The organism is Fuchsiella alkaliacetigena (assembly GCF_023227765.1).
GTDB classification, from domain to species: Bacteria; Bacillota; Halanaerobiia; order Halobacteroidales; family Acetohalobiaceae; genus Fuchsiella; species Fuchsiella alkaliacetigena.
In genome coordinates, this window is sequence record NZ_JALKBZ010000006.1 from 1 (window position 1) to 25,070 (window position 25,070).

The following is a 25,070-nucleotide window of genomic DNA, read 5'->3' on the forward strand; positions in this document are numbered from 1 at the left end:
AATTCTGGAGAGGTTTATCAGTGTACAGAATTAACTAATAAACAGCTTAAGATTCTTAATATGACAGGGGTTGAGAGACCTTCGAGGTTTCCAAATATTAAAGAAAAAACCTAGTAACATGCTTAAAAGTACTCTAATCCTTCGTAAACACTGCTATAATAAGTGTTTGCGTGGGGTCTGTTTACCTAGTAAGTGTCGAACTCGGGTTAAAGTGATATTTTTAGCTACTTGTTGAGAGGTAATTATATCCTGAATGTCGAAGTAGTATATAGCAAGGGGGTGTTTTGATAATGGTAAAAATCCCTATCGATAGACTAGAAGAAGTAGGTGGCTATTACGAAAATCTATTAGTAGAATCCTTAAGTGAGATTGAAAGAGTTAAGGATGTTACCGAAAAGGAAGAGCAAGAAGATAGTCCAGCCCGAAAATACTTAGATAAAGTTTCTATTTCCGAGATTGGGAAGGAGATCAGTAGTTTATATCAGCGTTTAGAAAAGCTGGGTAATGAAGAAGCCTTGCTGGGGTTTAAGCAACTGGTGGTAGATTTGGCTCAGGATGTAGATAAAAAGGAAACGGTTAATTTCTTAAAAACAGCTAAAAAATTAGCAACAGAAGATATCCAGAGTTATGAATATTTATTTGTTTTAGCTAATCGATTATATGCTGCTGACTATAATACTCGCGCTTGGTTAAGTACACTTAATAACTTAACAGTAGCAGAACAAAAGCAGTTTATGCAGCTTAGTGACTGGATTATTAGTGCTGAAGATGATGAACTGGAGGCTAGACTATGGGAAAGTTTTATGGATACTACTAAATTAGCCTTGCGAGCTGATCAGCAAGAGCGGAACTTATTGAAGCAGTTATTTACTGAGTTAAGAAGTCAGTTAAGCCTATTTGAAATGGAAGGTTTTTTAGAGAACTTTAGAGAGGAGATTTCAAGTTGAGGAGGACAATTTAATATGTTATCAGGATAAGTGGCTGGTCAAAGTTGAACAAAGACCAGCCGTTTTTTATTTATTCCCAAATATGCTTTTCAAACTCCAGTTTTTCACCTGGAGAGCTAATTAAAAAATGCTTTTCCTGTTCGGCAGTGCTTAATTCAGTAAAGCAGATTAGCTTTTCTAGAAGCTCCGTCTTTCCAGCAATTACTTTATAGTCTACTCCGCTTCCTCGTTCTTCATTTAATAGTTGATCAGTAAAGTTATATTTTGCTTCAGCATACTGGTGATGAATAGGAGCTAGATTATCATTATCGATTAAAGTAATGCTTTGATAACCCTTTAAGCATTCAAAACTGATATACTTAGCCGTTTCTTCAGGATAGGTTTTTTGGTGTTGATAGCGTTCTTTTTGGTGCCAGCTAACTCTAGTTGAATTTTCTTGTTGTTGATGTTCTAAAAATTTGTTTAACCAAACTTCAGTATTATCGGTTAAAAACAGATGCTCTTTAAAGACATCGCCACCACAGTCGATCCAACCTCGGCTGAGATAAAAGGTATTGCTATTTTCAATATTTCCCTGAGCTTCTTGATCTCCTAACAGAAGGGGGATACAGTCGTGAACAAAGGGAATTACCAAAGTGGCTCTTTTAGTGCTTAGACCTTCTACACCGCCGCTACAAAATCCATAACCTAAAAGTAGATAATCATAGTTTTTTTGAGCTTCTAATTCGTCTATTTTAGCTTGGATTACGGCTCTCATTTCTTCCTGGTTGGGCAAGTCGTGAATGCCTTGGGGTAGGAACTCAATATTTATTTCTTTATCTGCACTTAGAGTTAATATTTCCTCGTATAGTACTTCGCAAGCAATAATCGCTTCCATTTTTACCCTCCTGTTATATAGCTATTGATAGTTGAATAATTAATATCGGTCTAATGTTTCAGAGGATAGATGATAAAGGATAGATTAAGGTCAAAAGATAAAGTTCAAGATCTGTTTGACACAGACTAAAATCTGACTAAGTTCTGACTAGACATTAAAACATAAGTTCAAAAAATTATTTAAAAGTTTTTATTCAACCCAGGGCTTCACCGCAAGGGTACTAGCTCCGCGTCGCTTCTTCAAGGATTAATATCCTTTCAGGGCGCACCACAAGGGTACTAGCACCTAAAGGTATTAACTTCGTGTCACTTCGCGTCACTTTTTCAAGGATTAGCATCCCCAGAGTAATGACTAGCTAAAGTTCTAGCGTCGTTTCAGGGTATGTGGCTCCAACAGATTTTAAAGGTTTTAAGGTTTTGTCAGATTTTTGTCAGAACTTAGTCACCCCAAGGGCACTTCCCAGAGTAATGACTAGCCAAAATAATGGCGTCGCTACGGGGCGCTGTGTCAAATAAGTTTTAATGTCTTGAACTTATTTATCCTCTATCCTCTGTCCTTTATCATTTGAACTTTATAACAATTAAGCTTAACTCAATGCTCATAATAACATTATTACTTAAAAGGCAGTAAAGTTCCTTCTTAAATTAACAGTTTAAAGCAGTTTACATAGGATGGTAGTAAGGAGGAGGACTTAATGAGTGAAAAGTTTGAAATTGAAACTGATAGCTTGACTGAATTAGAAAGAAAGTTTCATCAGGTGTTAATGGTGAATGAACTCTTTGCTGGCAAAGGAGCTTATGAATTACAGCATGCTAAATTAGGCCAGAGTGGTTATAGTTTTGGCCCGATTCAATGGGATTTAAGCCAACGAACTGAGGCTAGAAGAAACTTTAAACGAATTCTATTAACTGTAGGTAGTTTTTCTAAAAATGAATTAGGGGAGATAATGAGTAAGGTTAAAAGGAGTGGAGCTAAGCTTAATAAAGAACAAATTAAAAAGATAAACGAAGCTTTAAGTAGTCCGCGGGGTAAGCAGATAATTGAGGAATTATACTTAAAGGAGTTAAAAAAGAATATTAATAGGATTGAAGAGGTAATAGAGGAAGTAGCTAAAGCTGAGTATCGTGACTTTTTGGATTCAACAGTAGCTAAACTTTTTTTATTGGACTATCATAATCAGTTCGATATTTCATCGGGAGGAGAGATGGAGAAGTTTTTAGCTGGGGAAGAAGTAACTATTGGCAAGGGAAGAAGGGTACAGGTAGAAGAAAGCTTAGGTTTAGGGGATTTGCTTAATTTTTATTTTAATACCTACTATGGTCAAAAACAGCCCCAGGACTTAATTAGACGCTTTAATAATGTCTTAGCCCAGGTAGAAGTTGAAAATTTAAAGTTGGCTGAGGATGATTTTAAACAGATTGCTAGGGTATTAAGTGATCAGCGAGAGTTAATTTTTGCTGCTGGTACTGAGCGAGCTTTAGCTTCCTTAATGCGAAGAGCTACTCGCTGGGCTTAGTGGTTAATTTTGATTTATTTGGGAAGGAGGATTATAGTTTTTGTAGTATTAGTATAAGTAAGCTAAGCTAAAATTTAAAAATGAATTATATAGAAATGGAGGTTGATTAAATTGAAAGAAAAAAAAGAGCTAGAAGTTACTCAATTGAAGGCTGATTGTCAGCTGGATAGTTTTGATTTTGAAACTACTGAAGAGATAGATCCCTTTGTTGATGAGTTAATTGGTCAGGATAGAGCTGTTAAAGCGATGGATTTAGGCTTGAGAATGGAGCAAGAAGGTTATAATGTATTTATTTCTGGAGCTACAGGAACTGGGCGGACTACTTATGCTAAGACTTTAGCTGAAAAGAAGTCTAAGACTCAGGAGGTACCTGATGACTTATGTTATGTTTATAACTTCAATGATTCTCAGCAACCAAAGGCCTTACAGTTACCAGCAGGAACTGGAGTTCATCTACAGAAGGATATGGAGCAGTTAATTAAGGAGTTGCGGGCAGAGATTCCGGAAGCTTTTGTAGGAGAGGAGTATGAAGAAAAGAAGAAGCAGATAATGAACGATTATCAGCAGCAGTCTACTGAGATAATGAATAAATTTAAAGAAGATATTAAAGAACGAGGATTTGTATTGCAGAATACGGCCCACGGATTATTGCCGGTTCCTATTAACGAAGCAGAGGAGCCTATAGATCAGGATGAATTTAAGGAGTTAGCTGAAGATAAAAAGAAAGCTATTCAAGAGGAAAGCCAAAAGATTCAGAATGAATTAGAACAGATAATGAATAAGATTCGTAATTTAAAGTCTAAGGCTCAAGAAAAGTTGGAAAGTGAGGAAAAAAAGATAGCTTTAGCGGTTATTCAGCCAATTATAGCTAATTTAGAGAATAAGTACTATGATTGTGAGCAGATTTTAGATTATTTACAAGAAGTACAGCAAGATATTATTGAGAACTTAAGTGAGTTTAAAAAGCAGCGCAAAGAAGAGCAGTCCCAAAAGATGGCTCTTTTGCAGAAAAAGAAAGATCCTGAATCCTTTTTTATTCGTTATCAGGTTAATTTATTAGTTGATAATCAGGATACTGAAGGAGCACCGGTAGTTTGTGAATCCAATCCTAGCTACTATAATCTCTTTGGTAAAATTGAAGGCAAGAGTGAACTAGGTACTATCACTACTGATTTTACTATGATTAAGCCGGGAGCTATTCATAAGGCTAACGGTGGCTATCTAATTATGAGAGCTAAGGACTTATTTACTAAAATATTTTCTTGGGAAACCTTAAAAAGAACGCTGATTAATCAAGAAGTGGTAGTCGAAAATATTGGTGAACAGTATCGAACTGTGCCTATTGCTAGTTTGAAGCCGGAAGCTATTCCTCTAGATTTAAAGGTGATTATGATTGGTAATCCGATAATTTATCAACTGCTTTATCATTATGATGAGGACTTTAAAAAATTATTTAAGATCAAGGCTGATTTTGATGTGGAAATGAAACGGGATCAGGAGAATCTACAGAAATTTGCTTCTTTTGTAACTTCGATTAGCCAACGAGAGGGGATTAGACACTTTACTTGTTCGGCTGTAGGCAGGATAGTAGAGTATAGTAGTCGTTTAACTGGAGATAGAACTAAGATATCTACTAAGTTTAATGAAATTATGGAGCTGCTTTTTGAATCCGAGGCTTGGGCTGAGGATGATAAAGAGTATATTGAGCAGGAAGATGTAGTTAAAGCAATTCAAGAAAAAGAACTTCGTTCTAACTTAGTAGAAGAAAAGTTACAAGAGATGATCGATAGAGGAAATATCTTAGTAGATGTAGCTGGGCAGGTCGAAGGGCAGATTAATGGTTTAGCAGTTTATCAAACGGGACAGTACTCTTTTGGGCGTCCAGTTAGGATTACGGCTCAGACCTTTGTAGGTAAAAAAGGAGTTATTAATATAGAAAGAGAGGTTAAGATGAGCGGTAAGATACATAATAAAGGAGTAATGATCTTATCAGGCTTTTTGGGCGGTAAGTATGCTCAGGAGAGACCTTTGAGCCTTTCAGCTTCCTTAGCTTTTGAACAGAACTATGGTGGTATTGATGGCGATAGCGCTTCCTGTGCTGAACTGATAGCCTTGTTATCCGCTATTTCTGGTCTTCCTGTTGAACAAGGATTAGCAATTACCGGTTCAATGAATCAAAAAGGGGAAGTTCAACCGATTGGAGGAGTTAATGAAAAAATAGAAGGCTTTTATGAAGTCTGTAAGCTTAAAAAACTGACGGGAGAACAAGGAGTAATAATCCCGGCTCAGAATGAGGATAATTTAATGTTAAAGGATGAAGTGGTGGAGGCTGTTGAAGCAGGTGACTTTCATATCTATTCAGTAGAGAAGATAGACGAAGCGATAGAGATTATGTTGGCTACTGAAGCTGAGGAAGTACATCAGCAAATTAGAGAGAGATTGGATGAGTTAGCTACTAAGGCTGCTGAATTTGCTAAAGGAAATCAGGAGAATGAAAAAGAGTAATAAATTCAAATTCTAAGCAGGATTTAGCAGGGAAAATATTGAAGGTAATTTATGTAAGGAATAATTATCATTTTCTGGTTTAACAGCAGATTCTATACTTAATATTTTGAGTTCTATCAAAACAAGGATTGAAATGAGGGTAAAGTCATTTAATTTTATTATTCCATCAAAATAAGGCTGTCCTGCAGGTTGCTTAAAGATATAATAAAAAAGCTGAACTGTAATTAGGGCCCGGTTAAGCTGGGCTTTTATTATTGATAGTTTTAGACTGCTGACTATATAGTCAGCAGTCTATTTATAAACCAAATTACTTATTTGGAATCCATTTCTATAATTTCTTTAGCTAAGACTAAGTATTCTTTAGCTGCTCTAATTGTATTATCGAATAAGTTAATAGGCAGCTCTTCAGTTTGGGCTTCGGGTATTTTAACGGTTTTATGAATTGCAGTTTTAAATACCTTATCGCCGAAGGTTTCGGCTAGTTCTTCCTTAAATAGATTTTCCTCTTCTCTTTTACTTTCTACTCTAGTTAATAGAGCTCCTTTGAGGTTTAAGTCCGGATTAACTCTTTTTCGAATTAACTCTATTACCTTCATTAACTGTTCTAAGCCTTCCACTAAACTTTTCTTAGCAAAAATAGAAGGTTCAACAGGAATAATTACGTCGTTGCAAGCTACAAGAGCATTAATAGTTAGTAAGCCCAGGCTAGGATGGCAGTCTATAATAACATAATCATAGTCCAAATTTTCACTTTCTTTTAACGATTCCTTGAGTAATGTTTCTCGACTGAGTTCTCCAATTAGTTCTACTTCGGCAGTAGCTAGGCTGATATTTGAGGGAACTATATTGAGATTATCAACTTTGGTGGGGTAGATTGCTTTAGTTAGAGGTAGTTTATTAACTAAGATATCATAAATAGTGTTTTCAGGTTGCTTATTGAAGCCTAAGCTTTTAGCAAGGTTGGCTTGCGGATCCATATCGATAACTAAAACTTTCTGGCCTAGTTCTACTAATGAAGAGGCTAAATTGACAGCAGTGGTAGTCTTAGCTACTCCGCCTATTTGGTTGACAATAGATATTATATTCATAATTCTTTTTCCTCCTTTGCTGATAAATTTACTGCTAATGTTCTATTTCTATATTTAAAATCAAACTCCTTTTAAAATTACTTTTTTTGATTTAGTAGGTATTTTAGCTTTTGTACTGAAGTATAGATTAAGAGTTTATATATCAATATTGTTATGAAGGAAGGAGTATAGCCGATGAACTTAGCTGCCTTAGGAATTAAAGCCTTAGCTGGAGGCTTAACCGGATATGCCACTAATACCTTTGCAATTAAGATGCTTTTTGAGAAAGTAGGTCCACTAGGAGGAGTAATTTTAGAGACTCGAAAAGAGTTTACCGAAAATACTAGCCAACTGGTAGAAAGAGATATAATTAATCATCGTACTATAGAAAAGGAGTTAAAGAAAAAAGAATTTAGAACTGTTTTCATCCAAATTATTGAAGATATCTTAAATGAATATTTAGCTGCTAATACCGAAGATACTGCTTTGGCTAAACTTCCGGCGATGGAGCAGTCGCTTAGTAACTTTTTTACTTTTTATGAAGAAGAGCAAGAGGAGTTTATAGCTAAGCTTTTAAAAAGTATAACCCCTCATTTAGCACTTGAGGACTTAATAGGAGCAGAGCAACTTGAACACTTAGCAGAAAGATTTATTCATTTTGCTTTGGAAGTGGTAAAGGAGAACAATATTATTGAAGAGCTGTTGACTGCTTTATATTATGAAAATCAGGAGCAGCAGTTAAATGACTTTATTCCTCAGTCGGTATTTGAAGAGCTAGCTAAAAATTTTGAGGTAGCTACTGAGGACTTTCATTTAAATTTGAAAGAGGACTTTGAAGCTGAAATCGACTCTACAATAGACAGGCTTTATCGAGAGTTAGAAATAAAGGATATTTTAAAACAGGTTGAAGGTAGCTTGAAGAAAAAGTCTTTAGCAGAGCTTTTAGGAAAAGAGAGTACGGCCCAGTTAGCTAATCAGTTTTTAGAGCGAGTGCTTAAGTTTTTGCAGTCAGCTGAGGGAAGAGAGCTAATAGTTAGCTTTTTAGAAGAAGTAGTGGACTTATTGAAAGGGATTGAACTTTCTATTTTAGAACTGCTCAGTACTGATTTGCGCCAGAATTTAGAGAGCTTTATGGAAAATAAACTACCGGGAATTATAGAGGATATAATTAGCTGGATTAAAAGTAATCAATTGCAGATAGAGGATTTAATTGATGAAGCTGTTAAGGAGGCTTTAAGCGGAGAATCACCGCAACTGTTGGACTGGCTCCGGCAAAAAGGTAAAAAAATTCTTTATGAGGTAGTTTATAGCGGTAATTTAGCTAAAAAAGAAGGATTAGTAGCTAAAATAATTCAGGGAATCAGAGAGGAAACAGATATTCAATTATTAAGCAAAGAGGTAACAGAGCAGCTGGTAGCTTATATCAGCACAAAGGAGATTGGGGAGATAGTAAGCGATTTAGAGGCTAAAGGTCTGCTTAAAGTAACAGAGCTGAGTAAGGTTTTGATGAGAAATTTAGCTCGCTATCTTAAAGAGGCTGATTTGAGTGTTTTTGATAATTTATTTACAGTGGCAGTAGGTCAAATTATAGAGCTAGATTTACTTGAGCATTTTGAGGAGCAGTTAAAAGAGTTTTTAGTTGATAAGTTTAAGAATGATTTTTTATTTACCGCTAATACTACTGATATTTTACAACAGAAAATAAGAACTAAGGTGTTATCTGTTGGCAAATATAGTTGGGCTGAATTGATAGATGAAGAGTCTTTAAATAATTACACAGAGTTTGCTCAACAGAGAAGTTGGAGAGTGCTTAAAGAGGAGCGGGCCCGATTAGTAGCTAAGACTACAGAGTTTAGTAAAGATTTATTGACTAAGAAAAAGTTAGCTGAACTTATAAACAGAGACATCGAAGCTAGTTTAATTAATAGTTTAGGCGAAGTATCTACTTATCATTTACAGAAATACTTGAACAAAGCAGAACAGAAAGAGATTAGTTCTTTTTATTTTTGGTTGAGCAGCCAAGAGAATCTTCCTCAAAATTTAACTGAGATAATGTTAGAGTTAATAAATAGAAATTTAGGAACTATAATAGAGGGGAGGATTGAAGAAGTAGTTGCTGATAATTTATCTAAACTGCCCGATGCTGAACTACAGAAGATGGTGGAGAACTTTATGGGCCAAGAATTGCAGCCAATTACTCTTTTTGGAGCCGGCTTAGGAACTGTAGCTGCTGTTTTAGTTGAGCTAGGACAGAGTTATTTAGGTCTAAATCACAGCTTAAGCTTGCCACTTTCACTTTTCACCTATGGATTAGTGGGTTATTTAACTAATGTAATTGCTCTGAAGATGATATTTAAGCCTTATTCTGCCAAGCGGTTACTAGGAGTTCAAATTCCTTTTACTCCAGGGGTAGTAAGCAAGCAAAAACCTAGATTTGCTAAGTCTATGAGCTGCTTTGTAGAAGAAAAACTGTTAAATAAAGAGGCAGTAGAAGAGATATTCAAAACTAAGCGCCAGTTGATAACAAGCAACTTAACAGAAACTCTTGCTAATGATGATTATCAATTAATTGTAGACTTTTTAAATGCAAATAGTGATTTTATTTCCCAGGAAATTTTGAAGCTATTGTTAAGGCTTGTCGAAAGTAATCAGCAGTACTTAGTAGAAAACTTAACTGTTCAATTGAGCAAATATGACTTAACAGAGCTTGATTTTAAATTTTGGGAAAGTAAAGTATCTAAGCAGCTACATACTTCTTTGAGCGGTCTAGAAGCTGTATTAATCGATAAATTAGAATCTTTACTTAATAGTTCTGCTTCTTTAAAAAGTATACTGCCTGATTTAGTTTTGGAGGCCTTTGCTGAGGAAATGGAACAGCAGATAGTTGAAAAAATAGCAGAACTGCTGAACTTACTTAACGATAAGCAGGGATTAAAAAAGCTAATTGGTAGCTGGGAAGAACACTTTGATATTATAATGGAACAGAGTTTGGAGCAGTTGATTTCGGCAAAGCAAAAGCAGGCTTTCAAAATAGGAATTAAAGATTATTTGTTTGAGCAACTTAACTCAACTGAAGCTAGACAGAGAATATTGGACTTAGTTGAAAATAAGCTGTTTAAGCAAGTAAATCCAGAGCAGAAGTTGGGTGATCTATTTGACGGGGTATTAATGGAGAGTTTAACCCAGGAATCTGATTATCTAATTAAGGCTATTTTAGCCAAAGGTGAAGGTTATCTGGCTGAAAATAGAGCAGAGATTAAAAGATTAATCGTACAGGAAGCTAAACAGGAGTTAGCTAAGGAAAAAAGTAGTGGTTTAGGAGGCTTTTTAAAGGGCACCTTTAAGGAATTAACCTTTAAAGGTTTAGATGTCTACAGTTCTATGCAAGAGGTAGTGGATATCTTTATCGATACTAAGTTACCGGGATTTGTGGAGGATAAAGAACGAGAGCTAATAGCTATTTTTAATAAATCATTAAATAACTTTGCTGAAACTAGGCTGAAAGAATTAGGTCTGGATCTAAATCAGGAGGGAATAAGAGAAATTGTAGATCGTTTAGTAATTGAACCGAAACTGATTCACAACTTAGAAATACTGGTGGATAGAGTGTTAGATTCAGTATTTAAAGTAAAGCTTAAGTCACTGTTGGAGATTGTTTCTGTAGATAGTATTTTTGCTGTGTTAGCTATTTTTTCTCAGGAATTGGAGTTATTGCAGTATGAATTAGCAAATAACTTAGTTCAGAAGGAATCTTTGGTAAAAAAAGATATCAGTAATCTATTGAAGAATATATTTGAAAAAGAGCTACTGAGCTTGCCGTTAGCCCAGCTGACAAGAGGCATATCTAGCCAGGAGTTATCTCAGCTAGTTAAACAGTTTTTAGCTGCTCCGGCCTTCAATGATAGTTTGGAGCTTTTAGTGAGCCAGTTACTCAATAAGCTCAAGGAACAGAAAATTGATAGTTTGGTGAATTTGGACTACTTTAAGAGTGACCTACAGCAGACTATAGATACTTTATTGCGTACTCAACAGTTTAGAGAAGATTTGAGGATGAATTTAGAGCAGCTGATAACTATAATTATTAAAAATATAAATGATATTTTGGAGCTGGAAACCAAGGAATTTGTTTTAGATATTTTAATTAATAGCAGCTTAGATGGAGTGGAGAATAACTTTTTGTCTTTAATGAATTCTGTTAATATTAGAGAAGTTACCGAAGAACAGATAAGTAATATGGACCCTAGTGAGATTGAAGAACTATTTAATTCTTTTGCTAAGAAATACTTTCGGAAACTAGAACTTTATGGCTGGATGGGGAGTTTAGTGGGATTAGTTGCTGAGTCAGCAATGTTATTATTTTAAATAGATAAGGAGAATACATAATAAAAGGAAAAGCATATTTATTTGTAATTTTGGAGGAATAGCTTTAGTTGTTTCAGCAATTATTTTAATTAATTTTGTAGATAATAAGTGACTATTTTAAGGAGAAAGAAGTAACTATCCTTCTAGCTTCTTTTAATCTTTTTTCATATTTATCTTCAGCTGCCATGAATATAATTACAAAAGGTTTACCTTCTTGTTGAGCAACTATTAAATGCCCTTTCATTTCTCCAGCATTTAAATCTATACCTTGAAAGTCTACTTCATAAGCTGCTTCTTCGTTGAGAATGATTTTTTCTTGAGTCTCAATTGTTATTTCCAAATAGTTTTCTTTGATTATAGTTAAAAAATTATTTTTAATTCCTTCTAAAGAGCCATAAGGTTCATCTCTAGGTAAAAATAGGGCTATAGCTACTTCGGAATCATCAATTGGAGAGATTGCAATTTCATTGTTATTTTCGCGAATTATTTCCCAGGTTGAAGGGAGTTCTATTGCAAAGTTACTTCGGGAGTGTTTATTCCATTCTGTTTTAGGCTCTTTTTCTTCAGAACCATTAAAACAGGCAGTAATAGTGAATAGTAAAATTAATAATATACATATATATAAGAATTTTTTAGTCTTAAACATAACTAATCCTCCCTGAAATTAAAGGTTTTAATTATTTAACTGAGCTAATTTTATAGATGATCTAAGTAATTTTCTTCTGTGCTAGCGTTTTCAAAGTCGGTACTTTGGTAGGAAATTTTAAAATTGATATTATAGTTTCTGCCATTTAATCTGGAAGTGATTTCTACGTCATTAGTAGCCCATTTACTCCAAAATTCTAAATGTCCTAAAGAAATGGCTAAACCATGGCTAGGTGGTTCATTTTCGAATAAGTTATTATGCCAGACTGTCTTATCCTCTGTAGGCGGGCCGTACTTTTCTGATAATAGATTTACTAACTTACTGTAGTCATCGATATAGTTATTAGGATTAGTATAATTATTGTTAAATCTATATTCTGCAGCAGCTAATTGATTTTCATAAAAGAAGTAAATCAGAGTAGTAGGTAGCCCAGCTACTTCAGTTTCATAGACTAAAACTTCATTCTCTTCAGCTAAAAGTTCAGCTTCTTCATTTTCTAGTACTTCTTCTAGAGTCATCTCCCAATTCACATTTCTAAAGTCTGTTATTTCCGCTTCCTGTTCTAGATCTATATTAGCTATAGCGGAGGAAGAGATTAAAATTAAAATTATAAGTAATAATCCTGATTTTTTAAGCTTGGACATTATAGACACTCCTATTTGCTTTTGTACTTTAGTATTGATAATATATTATCATATTCTTGAATGAAATACAATTAAATAAAGTTATTCAAAAGCAAAAGAAGCCAACAGTGATCTGGGCTCCGGCTACTGCAGATCTTTAAGGAACCTACAACAATCTCTCGACTGCTATAGATCCGGTTCAGACCTACAGTAACCTTTGCTTGCAGATGATAGAAGAAATCTGGGGACTAATGATAATCTCTCGACTACCATTAACCCGGTCAGCTCCTATCACCTGCTTAGCTCGATCAACCTAGACTCTTTGCCGAGCCTACAGTAGCCTCTTCGGGCTAAACTGCAGACTCTTAGAGAGCCTAGACTGATCTGCGCGCCAGCCATTACAGATCATTGACTGACCTGTAACAGCCTTTGCTCGATCGCTATAGATCCCGTTGGAACCTATAACGATCTGCTCGCGACCACTGTTGACCTCTTTCGTTTATTATAGTGTCCAGTTAGCTAAGTTTTATACATGAAAAATGAATTTTTTTGAATTCATGTGTAGCTAGTTATAGAATCTTATTATAGAAAAGGGGGTTTTTATGATTTTTATGAAGATAGATAAAGTTTATCAAAAGGAACTAGATAATCAGGATGAAGTGATTTATGAATTTGATAATGGGAATAAAATAATTATGCACAGTGATGATAATGTTAAAAAACTTAATATTGATAAATGGGAAGAAATTAACTTTATTCCTGAGAATTTCAAAGAAATTCAAAGAGAGCTTAATTTAGCAGAAAAAAAGGAGTTAAAAAGATTTTTAACTCAGCGGGATCAAGACTCTCAAAAAGATAACTCAATTTGGAGTAGAATAAAGAGTTATGGGCAAAGTATTTTTAAACGATTTAAAAAATAGACTTTTTACTTATGAAAAGCAAGTTGAGAGGTGCTAATAATGAGCTTAGCTGAAGAGATTAAAAGATATGCTAAAGGTATTGGTATAGATGAAGTGAAAATTACTACCGCTGCTTCTTTTCCAGAGTTAAAGCAGTTTTTAGAGGAAGTAGATAGCAGGGGTTATTTAAGCCGTTTTGTTAATCGCGATTTTGAGTTAATTACCGATCCTCAAAAGGTATTAGCTACAGCTAAATCGGTAATTGTCTGTGCTATTTCTTACTATGTTGAAGAAAATAATCACTTAGATGACCAGCCTAGAGGAAAGTTAGCTAGATTTGCTAGAATTAAAGATTATCATGATCTTTTAGGTGAAAAGTTGGATAGGTTAGTGGAGTTTTTGAGTAGTAAAGCTAAGGGTTTAGAGGTTAAAAGTTTTGTGGATACAGGGCCCGCAGTAGATCGAGCTTTAGCTAGAAGAGCTGGTCTTGGGTGGCAGGGTAAGAACTGTAGTATTATTCATCCAGAGTATGGTTCTTGGATTTCTATTGGCGGAATAATTAGCAATTTAGAATTAGAAGCTGATGCCCCTTTAGCTGAAAAGTGTGGAGATTGTCGCCGTTGCATTGAAGCTTGTCCTACTGGTGCTTTAAAGGATGCTTATACTTTAGATGCTAGTAGATGTTTGGGTTATCTTACTTTAAGTAAGGGTTATATACCAGAAAACTATCGTCGGCAAATGGGGGATAGAGTTTGGGGCTGTGATAGTTGTCAGGAGGTTTGTCCTTATAATCAACAGGCAAAGGAGAGCCGGGGGAGAGATTTTCAACTTCAGCACTTAGAAACTTATCCTGAGCTGAAAGATTTATTAAAGTTAAGTAATCAAGAGTTTGCAGAAAAGTTTGCTGAGACAGCTATGGATTGGCGAGGAAAGCGGCCACTTAAGCGTAATGCAGCTATAGCCTTGGGTAATTTTAAGGAGCAGGGGTCTATTCCGATTTTAACTAAGGCTTTAGATGATCCTCAGGCTGTGGTACGAGGACATGTGGCTTGGGCCCTAGGAGAGCTAGGAGTTGCTCGGGTAGTCAATTCTTTAGAACAACGCTTAGCAGTGGAAAAGGATAAGCAGGTACAAAAGGAACTAAAGAAAAGTATTAAAAGGCTTAGTTAATATTTAAAAGTTTGACTTTAGACTATAAGCATTAACTGATAACACTTTTTATAAGGGATAAGTTAATGTCGAGGGGTCTTAAATAGATAATTCTGAACATTGTAAAGATAACAACTTTTTTACAGAAAGAGGATATTAATATCAAGATAGATAATAATATTAAGTAGTTAACAAGTTATTTTCATCACAAAACTTATTTTGATGGAGGTGATATTTTTTATTTCCGTTTTGTGAAAATGATTACAAAAAAATTGTGAGGTGAGTTAAAAATTGAAAAGACGCCAATTTTTAAAGTTGATGGGTGGAGTAGGGGCTTTAAGCATAGCTGCAAGTGCAGGCTGTCTGCCTAGGCGCGGAGTTGAAGCACCAGCAGAGTTTCCAGAGGCTTCAGAGTACGGAGGACAAGAAGTGGAGGCCACAGTTGATTCTCAGACTGGTGAGGTAACTGTTAATCCCGATATTGTAATGCGCCATAGTGCTTGTGTAGGCTGTTATAGCTCTTGTGGAAATAGAGTTAAAATTAATAAGAAAACTGGAGAAATAATGCGAGTTTTAGGGAATCCTTATAGTCCTAATAATGCTGAACCTCATCTTCCTTATGAAGCTTCTTTAGAAGAAGGTTATTTAGCTTTTAGTACTTATCAAGATAAAGGGCATAAAGGGAGAGCTACCATCTGTGCTCGTGGAAGTGGAACTTTAGAATCACATTATGATCCAATGAGGATTCTTGTGCCTTTAAAAAGAACAGGAGGTCGAGGTGAAGGTAAGTGGAAGCCGATTACCTGGGAAGAAGCAGTGAATGAGACAGTAGAAGGTGGAAAGTTATTTACTGAGGCCGGGGAAGAGCAAATAGTAGAAGGGTTTCGTCAAATTAGAGACTTGAAAAGTTCTTTAGATCCTGAGCAACCTAAGTTTGGCCCTAAAGCTAATCAATTAATCTTTAATGGTGGTCGTGGTGATGGTAGAACAGCCTTTGCAACTCGTTTTATGGCAGCTTTTGGTTCTGTTAATTACTATAGCCATGCTTATTCCTGAGGTGGAGCTAAAACACCCGCGTCGCGGGTGGCGACTAATGGAAATATAGGTAAACCAGATATAAATAATTCCAAGTTTATTCTTTATTTAGGCTCTTATCCAGGTCATGCTGGTAAGCCAATGCAGGCTATTGCTCGTCAAGCAGCTATCGCTAGTACTGATGGCGATCTTAAATTTGCCGTGGTAGATCCGGTGATGGCTGGAGGTGCTGTTTCTCCTTTGGTTGATAATGGAAAATGGATACCAATTAAGCCGGCTACCGATGGAGCCTTTGTAATGGCTATGGTACGGTGGATTATTGAACATCAGAGATATAATGCTGATTTCTTAAGTTCGCCTAACTTAGAAGCTGCACAAAATAAGGGCTTCAATAGTTGGAGTAATGCAGCTCATTTAATAATTACAGATCCCGAGCATCCTAACTATCGTAAGTTGTTGAGAGCAGAAGATCTTGGTTTGGATGCACCAACGGGTGAGGATAACTTTATAGTTATAGATGAAGCTGGTAAAACTCTGCTTTATACAGAGTGCAGTACCGGTGATTTATTATTTGAAGGTAGTGTTGAAGATAAAGATGGTAATTCTATCAGTGTAGAGACTGGATTTGTAGCTTTAAAGAAGAGTGCTTTTAGTTATAAGCTTGAGACTTACTCTCAAGAATGTGGAGTACCAGTGGAAACTATTATTGAGTTAGCTAGGGAGTTTACTTCTTACGGGACTAAGGTAGCTACTGAAGGTCTGGGAGGAACTGCTGCTGCTAATGGAGTAGCGGCTGGCTTATCTCATTATGTACTCTGTGCTTTAGTAGGTGCTGATAATAAAAAGGGTGGGATTATCGCTCGGAGAATAAGTTTCAGTAAGTTTGGGCCCGGCCCGCGTTATAAAGTAAATGTAATTCCAGATGCTCCTGAAAGAAAGGGGATGGGAATTAGTCGGACTGGTATGAACTATGAGGATACGCATGAATATCAAGAAAAGATAGCTCAAGGTGAAGATCCTTATCCTGCTGAAATGCCTTGGCATCCAGTAGGTAATGTGAATGCTGATAACCAGGCTTTATTTTCTATGATTAATCGTTATCCTTATCAAGCTAAGATTTTAATCAATTGGATGGCTAATCCTTTGTTAGCTTTTCCGTCAGCTGATCAAGAAAAAGTAATCGCCGAATTAAAGAAAACAGAGAACTTACCGCTTTTTATTTCTATAGATGCTTTTATGGCTGAGACTACTTCATTAGCTGACTATGTAATTCCTGATACTACTGGCTATGAAAACTGGGGTATACCCAATATTGAAGGAAATTTCTCGGGAAGAGGTGATTCAGTTAGATGGCCGGTAGTCAAGCCTGCTACAGCGGAAATTGATGATAACCGTTATGCTTGTTTTGAGAATTTCATAATCGATGTAGCTAAAGAAATAGGAGTACCTGGATATGGTGAAGAAGGTATTTTGGATGCAAATGATAACTTATTACCTTTAGAAACTCCAGAGGATTACTTTTTAAGAGCCATAACCAATGTAGCTTATGATCAAGATCCTGTTCCTGATATTGACGATGAAGAGGCTAAGTTACAAGATTTAGTAGGAGCTAAGGCTAATTGGAAGCCTGTTGATGATATTTTGCAAGCAGACGAATGGGCTAAAGCAGCTTATGTTCTTTCACGCGGTGGACGTTTTGAGGAATACGGAGCAGGCTATGATGGAGATAATCGAATAGATGGTTATTTTGGTTGTATTAGTATCTACTCCGAATGGATGGCTAGCTCTAAGAATTCTTATAATGGTGAGTTCTTTCCAGGGGTAATTACTTGGGAGCCTGAAAAGTTTATTGATGGAACTCCAATTAGTGACTATTTTCCAATAGAAGAATGGCCTTTTAAATTAGCGAACTATAAAGCTAAGTTTAGAAGTGTAACTATGATGCCTAATAGTCCTACTCTTCAGGATTTAGGTGAAACCAACTATATTGAGATTAATCCTGAAGATGCTCAAAATCTTGGTTTTAATGATGGCGACGAAGTGAAACTGGTCTCAGCTACTGGCGGTGAGGTTACTGGTACTTTAGTAGTTAGAGCAGGAGTAGCTAAAGGTACTATTGCTTCTACTTTTGGCTATGGGCACTGGCAGTATGGAGCTGAGTCTTATTGGATAGATAATGAAAAGATTGCAGGTGATTCAGCTAGAGGAACTGGAATTAATGCTACAGGAATCGGTCTTTTCGATCCTACAGTAGATCAGCTCTTCGGTTTTAGTGAATCAGTTACTGGCACGCCAAGTCGAAATGGAGGAGCCTTCCGTTTAGAAAAACTCTAATTATTCCTTAGCTCCCTATTTTGGGAGCTGAGGTTTTAAAAACTGAAATTTATAATAGGTTGGGATGTGATTAATATGGGAGAACAGGAATTAGCTTTACTTAAAAATAGACTTCAAGTTTATGAGTTTTTTGCTAGCAGTTTATTAAATAAACCAACTGTTGAGTTATTAGAGACTTTGCAACAAGAAAATGACTTCTTTGCTTCTTTAACTGAAAAGGAGTTAGTACAACCGAAGTTATATGATCTAGAAGTATTTATTCAAGAATATTATGATCGTTTTTTTGTTCCTACTTCCGGTCTTTATGTACCTCCTTATGAATCTGCTATTAGAGGTCGTAAGGAGCAAGAAGGTGAACTTCGTTTTGGAGGTTTGAATGGAAGAGAAACTCATCATGTAAGTAGTTGTTATCAAGCTGTTTCCTTTCAACCTCAAAAGCTTAACATGTTTGCTCCTTTAGGTGATATTAGACTGGCTGACCATTTAGCTTTAGAGTTGGCTTTTCTAAATTATTTATGCCAAGGTGAAGTTATGGCTTATAAACAAGCTCAAGAAAAACAAGTCCATAATTGGCAACAATTACAGGAAGAGTTTTTAACAGAACATTTGAATTGTTGGTTGCTTGATTATACTGAATTAGTTAAGAAAAAGGGAAGTGGCTTATATAGCTATTTAATGCAATTAATTAGTGCTTGGGTAGAAATAGATTTAGCTTTCTTGGTTGAGAGCAATAAATAAGGAGAGGTGATTAAAATTGACAACTGCTGAAAAACGTTATGCAATGGTAATAGACCTAAGACGTTGTATAGGCTGTCATGCTTGTAGTGCTGCTTGTAAGATGGAAAACTCAGTACCGGAAGGAGCTTTTAGATCTTTGGTTAAGGAGTGGGATAAAGGGGTTTATCCTGAGGTAAGTAGAGTTAAACTACCTATTCTTTGTAATCATTGTGCAGACACGCCATGTATCTCTGACTGTCCTACTGAGGCTACTTATGCAGTAAGCGGAGGAGCAATTGTAGTAAATGAAGAGGACTGTATAGGTTGTGGTATTTGTATTGAACAGTGTCCTTATGAGGCTAGATATATAAATCAAGAGACTAAAAAGGCTGAAAAATGTACTTTTTGTATCCATCGGGTAGAGAAGGGATTAATGCCATCTTGTGTTAGTTCTTGTATTAGTCATGCTAGATTTTTTGGTGACTTAAATAATCCTGATAGCGAAGTAAGCAAATTATTAGCTGAACAGGACTGTCAAGTTTTGAAGGCAGACTTGGATTTGGGGTCTCAAGTTTATTATATAGGTCTTAAAAAGGCTATGGAAGGAAATAGGTTGACGGAAGTAATACCAGGTTAAAGTTAAGGAACTTTTAAAAGGTTGCTGATTTGTTAGTATTCAGCAACCTTTTTATTATGTAAAGATTATAGAATTAAAAAATAAAAGAAGCCAACAGTGATCTGGGCTCCGGCTACTGCAGATCTTTAAGGAACCCACAACAATCTCTCGACTGCTATAGATCCGGTTCAGACCTACAGTAGCCTTTGCTTGCAGATGATAGAAGAAATTTGGGGACTAATGATAATCTCCCGACTACCATTAATCCGGGCAGCTCCTATCACCTGCTTAGCTCGATCAACCTAGACCCTTTGCCGAGCCTACAGTAGCCTCTTTGGGCTAAACTGCAGACTCTTAGAGAGCCTAGACTGATCTGCGCGCCGGCTCTTACAGATCATTGACTGACCTGTAAGAGCCTTTGCCCGATCGATATAGATCCCTACTGGAACCTATACCGATCTGCTCGCGACCACCGTTGACCTCTTTCGTTTATTATAGTGTGCAATTAAGCTGCTTTTATACATTAAATGATAGATTTTTTATTTTTCAAGCTGGAACTATTGTAAAAATATATCTAATTACGGAAAGGTTTGAATGAAATTATCTAGAATAGATAAGATATAGATACCTAGAAGGAGGAAGGATTGATGGTAGAAGTAAAGCTTAGCTTAGGAGCTAAAGAAGCTGTTTTAGAAATAGAAAAGGAAACTAAACTTTTAGAGATATTACAGAAAAATAACTTTGAAATAGATGCTGACTGTGGAGGTGCTGGTAGGTGTGGAAACTGTAAAGTAGTAGTCCAGGGAGAGCTATCGCCGCTAAAAAGCAAAGAGCGAGACTTATTATCAGAACTGGAGTTAGAGCAAGGGGTTCGTTTAGCCTGCTTAACTGAGGTGGAAGGTGCAGTTGAAATAGAGCATCTCTTAGGTAATAGGACTAGCTTACAGATTTTAGATGAAGGAACTGAAGGTGAGTTAGCTTTAAAGCCGCAAGTACAAAAGCAGTACTTAGAGTTAATAGAGCCCAGTTTAGCAGATCAGGTTTCTGACTGGACTAGAGTTCTTAGAGAATTAAAGCAAAAGCCGGAGATTGAATTGGAACTGTTAAAACAGCTACCAACTATTTTGAGAGAGGCTGATTATCAGCTAACGGTGGTGCAATTAGCAGGACAGGTGATTGCTTTAGAGGCAGGAGATACTACTGCTGATATTTATGGGCTGGCCTTTGATATCGGTACTACTACCGTAGTCGGTTACTTATTAGATTTAAGTACCGGGGCTCAGTTGGGGAAGGCGGCCTTAAATAATCAACAGATGTCCTACGGAGCCGATGCTATTTCTCGGGTTAACTATACTTTGGCCGAGGAAAAAGGGGCTATCAAGTTACAGGAAAAGATAATTGAAACTATTAATCGGATTATTTCTCAATTGCTTAGCGAGCACCAAGTAAATAAAGAGCGAGTTTATGAACTAACCTTTGTAGGTAATACTATTATGAACCACTTATTATTAGGTTTAGAGACGGAGTATATAGCCAAATCTCCTTATGTTTCAGTAATTAATGAAGCTCAGTTGATTCCCGCTCATAAGCTAGGTATAGAGTTGGGAAGTAGTAGTTACTTAAGCTACCTACCTAATGTAGCTAGTTATGTAGGCTCTGATATAGTAGCTGGGGTTTTAATTTCAGAGATGGCTGAGAGCTCGGAGTTGAAATTATTAATAGATTTAGGTACTAATAGTGAGATTGTATTAGGTAATCAGGAACGGATAATTGCTTGTGCTGCGGCAGCGGGCCCGGCTTTTGAAGGAGCAGAGATCGAGTTTGGAATGCGGGGGACTGAAGGAGCTATTGAGAAATTGAGGATTACAGAAGCAGGGGTAAAGATAGAAGTGATTGGTCAACAGGCTCCCAAGGGAATCTGTGGTTCGGGAATTGTAGATTTATTGGCTGAACTATTGAAGAATGGCTTAATCGATAAAACAGGTAGACTTTTGGCTGCCCAAGATTTGGACGATGATGTAGCTGAGAGTATTAAAGAGTTGATTATAGAAGAAGATAAGAGTAGAAAGCTGATCTTAGTTGAAGCTGAGCAGAGTGCTAGTGGCGAAGCAATCACCGTTAGTCAGAAGGATATTCGAGCTATTCAGCTGGCCCAAGGAGCCATTAGAGCCGGTATTAAAATTTTAATGAAAGAGTTAGGAGTAGAGATTGCAGATATAAAAGAGGTATTGATTGCTGGTGGTTTTGGTAATTATATTGATCATCAACAAGCGGTGGAATTTGGACTTCTGCCCGCTGCTGACGAAATTGAGTATCGGGGGATTGGTAATGCGGCTGGTAGTGGAGCTAAAGCAGCAGTTTTGACTACCGATAAGCGTAAAGCGGCGGAAAAAATTGCTCAAAAAATAGAGTATTTTGAACTATCAGGACGAGCAGATTTTCAGACTGAGTTTACTGAGGCGATGACCTTTAAAAAGTTTGAATAAATATTTTAAGGGTGATATAAAATTACAGGGAGGTAGCTTCTTAGAAATGGTACTCGAAGGCGATGATATGTGTTTTGCTTGTGGAGCTAAGAATCCTATTGGTTTACAACTGGATTTTGAAACTGAAGAAGAAGTGGTTAAGGCTGAATTTATTCCCCAAGAAGTTCATCAAGGCTTTGATGGGATTATGCACGGCGGCTTGACTTCCACTTTATTGGATGAGGTGATGGCTAATACTCTTTATTTAAAAGAAGTTAAAGCTGTAACTGCTAAGTTAGAGCTTAAGTTTCGTCAGCCAGTGCCTATTGGTGAAAAATTAATAGTTAAAGGCTGGATAGAAAAAGAGAAGCGAAAAACGGTTTATACTGCTGCTGAATTGTTGAATACAGCAGGTGAAAAGTATGCCGAGGCAGAAGCAGTATTTATGAAACAAGTTGATTGAATAGTCCTAGAGAGTATAGATTAATTAATAATAGGGCACCCTATTATTAAAAGATGGGTGTTTTTTAGTTGTATTTAGGAGGAGGAAGATTAAATGAGTGCTAGAAAAAAGATACTTGATTTTATGAGGAATGAAGCTTATAAGCCTTTAAAGGCTGAAGAACTATTATCAGCTTTTGAGATTGAGCGAGAAGAAAAACAGCTTTTTTTAGAGATTGTCGATGAGTTAGAGGCTGAGGGGAAGATAGTACAGACCCGGAGAGGCAGATATGGGTTACCTGAAAAGATGAACTTAGTTGTAGGTAGACTACAAAGACATAGTAAAGGTTTTGGTTTTTTGCTTCCAGATGACTTAGAAAAGGAAGATGTCTATATCAGTGCTGAAGATGTGAATGGGGCTATGCATAATGATCGGATTATTGCCAGACTTAAAGGAACTAAGGATGGTAAAAAGCTGGCTGGAGAGATTATTAGAATCTTAGAAAGAGCTAATCAGCAAATTGTAGGTAATTTCGAAGATAGCAAACATTTTGGTTTTGTAATTCCCGATGATAGTCGAATCTATCACGATATCTTTGTACCTAAGGATGAAATTAATGGAGCTAAGCAGGACCAGAAGGTAATTGTAGAGATTACTCGTTGGCCAGCAGAGCGGAGAAATCCTGAAGGTAAGATCGTAGAGGTTCTTGGTGATCAAGGAGATCCGGGAGTAGATATTGAAGGAATTATTCGTCAATTGGGGCTTCCCCAGGAATTCCCAGCCGAGGTGAAGGATTATGTAGCCCAAATTTCAACGGAAATTCCCCAGTCAGAAGTCGAGCAAAGACAGGATTTCAGGGAACTAAAGATGGCAACTATTGATGGTGAAGATGCTAAAGACTTTGATGATGCTGTATCTATAGAGAAAATAGCTGAGGATAAGCTTAGATTGGGAGTTCATATTGCTGATGTGTCTTATTATGTAAAAGAGGAGAGTATTTTAGATTTAGAGGCTCGTTCTCGAGCTACTAGTATTTACTTAGTGGATCGGGTAATTCCTATGTTGCCGGAAAAGTTATCAAATAATCTCTGTAGTTTACGCGCTGGTGAGGATAGATTAGCTATGACAGTGATGATGACTTATAATTTGGAGACTGGCGAGTTAGTGGATTATGGGTTTTACGAAAGTATTATCAATGTTGATCATCGTTTGACCTATGATAAGGTTAATCAAATATTAGTCAATGATGACCAGCAATTAAAAGAGGAGTATAGTGACTTTATATCTGAAATAGAACTAATGGAGGAACTATGCCAGCTTTTAGGTAAAGAAAGACGCGAAATAGGAAGTATTGATTTTGACTTTCCGGAATCTAAAATAAAACTGGACGAGCAGGGTAAACCAGTAGAAATCGAGATACGAGAACGCAATGTTGCCGAAAGATTAATTGAAGAGTTTATGATAGCTACTAATCAGGTGGTAGCTGAGGAGATGTTCTGGCGGGATGTTCCTTTTATTTATCGAGTTCATGACTATCCTGATCAGAGCGATTTAGAGGAATTAAATGAGTTTATCCATAATTTTGGTTATCATATTAAGGGAGTGACAGAGGAAACTCATCCTAAAGCCCTCCAGACTGTGTTAGAAAAGGTTAAAGGCGAGCCGGAAGAGAGAATAATTAATACTGTGCTCTTGCGTTCAATGAAGCAGGCTCATTATGCTACTCAGAATATCGGTCACTTTGGTTTAGCAGCTGAATACTATTCTCACTTTACTTCTCCAATTAGACGTTATCCTGATTTAGTTATTCACCGAATTATGAAAGAAGTATTAACTGAGGGTTTTTTAAAGGAAGAAAAAAGAGAAAAGTTAGAAGAAGAACTGCCAGAAATAACTGAACACTGTTCTATTAATGAGCGCAAAGCTGCCGATGCTGAACTGGAGTCTAAGGATTTGAAAAAGGTAGAGTATATGGAAGGTAAAGAAGGGGAGACCTATACTGGAATCATTAGTGGAATGATGTCCTTTGGTTTCTTTGTAGAACTGCCAAATACTATAGAAGGCTTAGTGCACGTAAGTAATTTAACCGATGACTACTATATATACCACGAAGAGCAGCAAGCCTTCATTGGGGAAAGGACTAAAAATATTTATCGTTTAGGTGATGAAGTAGAGATAGAGGTTGATCGAGTTAATATTGTTGATAGACAGATAGATTTTATACTCAGCAATGGATAGGATAATTAAACTATAAAACTGGCTATTTTTTGTAAAATGTGATATAATATAACTACTCGGGAAGGAGTATAGGTTTTAAAATGATTTGCTAATTCCCTTGACATTGAAAATATAGATGTTATAATATCATGTGCACTGGTTAGTAGGGAGTGAATAAATATTGAGCGAAGGGATTAAGATAGTTGCTAGAAATAGAAAGGCAAGGCATGAATATCATATTGAAGAGACTTATGAGGCGGGAATAGTACTACAAGGAACTGAAGTTAAGTCTATTCGCCAAGGGAAAGCCAATCTCAAGGATAGCTTTGCTATAGTTGAAAATGGAGAAGTGTTTTTGCATAACCTCCATATTGCTCCTTATAAACAGGGAAATCGTTATAATCATGAGCCTGAACGAGTGCGTAAGTTGCTTTTGCACAAGCGACAGATTAAAAGCTTAATTGGCTTGACTAAAGAAAAGGGTTATACTTTAATTCCTTTAAAGCTTTACTTTAAGCGAGGTTTGGTTAAAGTTGAATTAGCTTTGGCTAAAGGTAAGAATCTTTATGATAAACGACAGGATATCAAAGAAAGAACTGCGCAAAGGGAGATTGAGCGAGCTTTTAAGGATAAGCAATTGAATAGATATTAAT

At 36.4% G+C, this 25,070-nt stretch carries 18 protein-coding genes; 14 read left to right on the top strand and 4 right to left on the bottom strand.

Features of this window, described 5'->3' with window-relative positions; genetic code table 11:
* Nucleotides 1-290: 290 nt before the first annotated feature.
* Nucleotides 291-947, top strand: a complete 657-nt coding sequence (locus MWH30_RS02760; RefSeq protein WP_248662520.1) for a hypothetical protein — start codon at nt 291-293, stop codon at nt 945-947.
* A gap of 70 nt (nt 948-1,017) precedes the next feature.
* On the opposite strand, the gene MWH30_RS02765 is transcribed toward MWH30_RS02760, so the two are convergent.
* Nucleotides 1,018-1,824 carry a DUF1638 domain-containing protein gene (locus tag MWH30_RS02765; protein WP_248662521.1) on the bottom strand — a complete coding sequence of 269 codons (807 nt, stop codon included), beginning with the start codon at nt 1,822-1,824 and terminating at the stop codon, nt 1,018-1,020.
* 694 nt (nt 1,825-2,518) lie between these two features.
* Between MWH30_RS02765 and MWH30_RS02770 the strand changes: the two genes are divergently transcribed.
* The gene (locus MWH30_RS02770) at nt 2,519-3,340 is read left to right on the top strand and encodes a hypothetical protein (protein ID WP_248662522.1); all 822 of its coding nucleotides are present in this window, start codon (nt 2,519-2,521) and stop codon (nt 3,338-3,340) included.
* A gap of 111 nt (nt 3,341-3,451) precedes the next feature.
* Nucleotides 3,452-5,845: a Lon protease family protein gene (locus MWH30_RS02775; RefSeq protein WP_248662523.1), complete on the top strand. Its 2,394-nt coding sequence runs from the start codon at nt 3,452-3,454 to the stop codon at nt 5,843-5,845.
* 311 nt (nt 5,846-6,156) lie between these two features.
* On the opposite strand, the gene MWH30_RS02780 is transcribed toward MWH30_RS02775, so the two are convergent.
* Entirely contained in the window at nt 6,157-6,933 is a 777-nt protein-coding gene (locus MWH30_RS02780) for a ParA family protein (protein WP_248662524.1), read from the bottom strand.
* Nucleotides 6,934-7,107: 174 nt separating this feature from the next.
* On the opposite strand from MWH30_RS02780, the gene MWH30_RS02785 reads away from it, so the two are divergent.
* Entirely contained in the window at nt 7,108-11,274 is a 4,167-nt protein-coding gene (locus MWH30_RS02785) for a DUF445 family protein (protein WP_248662525.1), read from the top strand.
* A 112-nt stretch (nt 11,275-11,386) separates the two neighbouring features.
* Here the strand turns inward: MWH30_RS02785 and MWH30_RS02790 are convergent, their stop codons facing one another.
* Both MWH30_RS02790 and MWH30_RS02795 read right to left on the bottom strand, forming a co-directional pair.
* The gene (locus MWH30_RS02790; protein WP_248662526.1) at nt 11,387-11,920 is read right to left on the bottom strand and encodes a hypothetical protein; all 534 of its coding nucleotides are present in this window, start codon (nt 11,918-11,920) and stop codon (nt 11,387-11,389) included.
* 50 nt (nt 11,921-11,970) lie between these two features.
* Nucleotides 11,971-12,564: a hypothetical protein gene (locus tag MWH30_RS02795; protein WP_248662527.1), complete on the bottom strand. Its 594-nt coding sequence runs from the start codon at nt 12,562-12,564 to the stop codon at nt 11,971-11,973.
* A 590-nt stretch (nt 12,565-13,154) separates the two neighbouring features.
* Between MWH30_RS02795 and MWH30_RS02800 the strand changes: the two genes are divergently transcribed.
* The 10 genes from MWH30_RS02800 (at nt 13,155) to smpB (ending at nt 25,069) form a co-directional block, all read left to right on the top strand.
* Complete coding sequence (locus tag MWH30_RS02800) at nt 13,155-13,463, top strand: hypothetical protein (protein ID WP_248662528.1); 309 nt, start codon at nt 13,155-13,157, stop codon at nt 13,461-13,463.
* Between the two features lie 39 nt (nt 13,464-13,502).
* Nucleotides 13,503-14,612 (top strand): tRNA epoxyqueuosine(34) reductase QueG, encoded by a 1,110-nt coding sequence (gene queG / locus MWH30_RS02805; protein WP_248662529.1) that lies wholly within the window; start codon nt 13,503-13,505, stop codon nt 14,610-14,612.
* A gap of 270 nt (nt 14,613-14,882) precedes the next feature.
* Nucleotides 14,883-15,647: a molybdopterin-binding domain-containing protein gene (locus MWH30_RS02810; RefSeq protein WP_248662530.1), complete on the top strand. Its 765-nt coding sequence runs from the start codon at nt 14,883-14,885 to the stop codon at nt 15,645-15,647.
* A gap of 27 nt (nt 15,648-15,674) precedes the next feature.
* A complete protein-coding gene (locus tag MWH30_RS13905) occupies nt 15,675-17,960 on the top strand; it encodes a molybdopterin-dependent oxidoreductase (protein ID WP_248662531.1) in 2,286 nt (761 codons plus the stop codon).
* A gap of 75 nt (nt 17,961-18,035) precedes the next feature.
* On the top strand, nt 18,036-18,698 hold the full coding sequence (locus MWH30_RS02820) for a TorD/DmsD family molecular chaperone (RefSeq protein ID WP_248662532.1): 663 nt from the start codon (nt 18,036-18,038) through the stop codon (nt 18,696-18,698).
* A gap of 16 nt (nt 18,699-18,714) precedes the next feature.
* Nucleotides 18,715-19,314 (top strand): 4Fe-4S dicluster domain-containing protein, encoded by a 600-nt coding sequence (locus tag MWH30_RS02825; protein WP_248662533.1) that lies wholly within the window; start codon nt 18,715-18,717, stop codon nt 19,312-19,314.
* 626 nt (nt 19,315-19,940) lie between these two features.
* Nucleotides 19,941-21,779, top strand: a complete 1,839-nt coding sequence (locus tag MWH30_RS02830; RefSeq protein ID WP_248662534.1) for an ASKHA domain-containing protein — start codon at nt 19,941-19,943, stop codon at nt 21,777-21,779.
* 46 nt (nt 21,780-21,825) lie between these two features.
* The gene (locus MWH30_RS02835) at nt 21,826-22,221 is read left to right on the top strand and encodes a PaaI family thioesterase (RefSeq protein ID WP_248662535.1); all 396 of its coding nucleotides are present in this window, start codon (nt 21,826-21,828) and stop codon (nt 22,219-22,221) included.
* Nucleotides 22,222-22,314: 93 nt separating this feature from the next.
* Complete coding sequence (gene rnr / locus MWH30_RS02840) at nt 22,315-24,438, top strand: ribonuclease R (RefSeq protein WP_248662536.1); 2,124 nt, start codon at nt 22,315-22,317, stop codon at nt 24,436-24,438.
* Nucleotides 24,439-24,595: 157 nt separating this feature from the next.
* Complete coding sequence (gene smpB / locus MWH30_RS02845) at nt 24,596-25,069, top strand: SsrA-binding protein SmpB (protein ID WP_308221597.1); 474 nt, start codon at nt 24,596-24,598, stop codon at nt 25,067-25,069.
* The last annotated feature ends 1 nt before the right edge of the window (nt 25,070 follow it).

Excerpts from the sequence above, each read along its gene's own strand:
- MWH30_RS02760 (WP_248662520.1), top strand. The coding sequence starts at position 291 with ATGGTAAAAATCCCTATCGATAGACTAGAAGAAGTAGGTGGCTATTAC.
- MWH30_RS02765 (WP_248662521.1), bottom strand. The coding sequence starts at position 1,824 with ATGGAAGCGATTATTGCTTGCGAAGTACTATACGAGGAAATATTAACT.
- MWH30_RS02770 (WP_248662522.1), top strand. The coding sequence starts at position 2,519 with ATGAGTGAAAAGTTTGAAATTGAAACTGATAGCTTGACTGAATTAGAA.
- MWH30_RS02780 (WP_248662524.1), bottom strand. The coding sequence starts at position 6,933 with ATGAATATAATATCTATTGTCAACCAAATAGGCGGAGTAGCTAAGACT.
- MWH30_RS02785 (WP_248662525.1), top strand. The coding sequence starts at position 7,108 with ATGAACTTAGCTGCCTTAGGAATTAAAGCCTTAGCTGGAGGCTTAACC.
- MWH30_RS02790 (WP_248662526.1), bottom strand. The coding sequence starts at position 11,920 with ATGTTTAAGACTAAAAAATTCTTATATATATGTATATTATTAATTTTA.
- MWH30_RS02795 (WP_248662527.1), bottom strand. The coding sequence starts at position 12,564 with ATGTCCAAGCTTAAAAAATCAGGATTATTACTTATAATTTTAATTTTA.
- MWH30_RS02800 (WP_248662528.1), top strand. The coding sequence starts at position 13,155 with ATGAAGATAGATAAAGTTTATCAAAAGGAACTAGATAATCAGGATGAA.
- queG (WP_248662529.1), top strand. The coding sequence starts at position 13,503 with ATGAGCTTAGCTGAAGAGATTAAAAGATATGCTAAAGGTATTGGTATA.
- MWH30_RS02820 (WP_248662532.1), top strand. The coding sequence starts at position 18,036 with ATGGGAGAACAGGAATTAGCTTTACTTAAAAATAGACTTCAAGTTTAT.
- MWH30_RS02830 (WP_248662534.1), top strand. The coding sequence starts at position 19,941 with ATGGTAGAAGTAAAGCTTAGCTTAGGAGCTAAAGAAGCTGTTTTAGAA.
- MWH30_RS02835 (WP_248662535.1), top strand. The coding sequence starts at position 21,826 with ATGGTACTCGAAGGCGATGATATGTGTTTTGCTTGTGGAGCTAAGAAT.
- rnr (WP_248662536.1), top strand. The coding sequence starts at position 22,315 with ATGAGTGCTAGAAAAAAGATACTTGATTTTATGAGGAATGAAGCTTAT.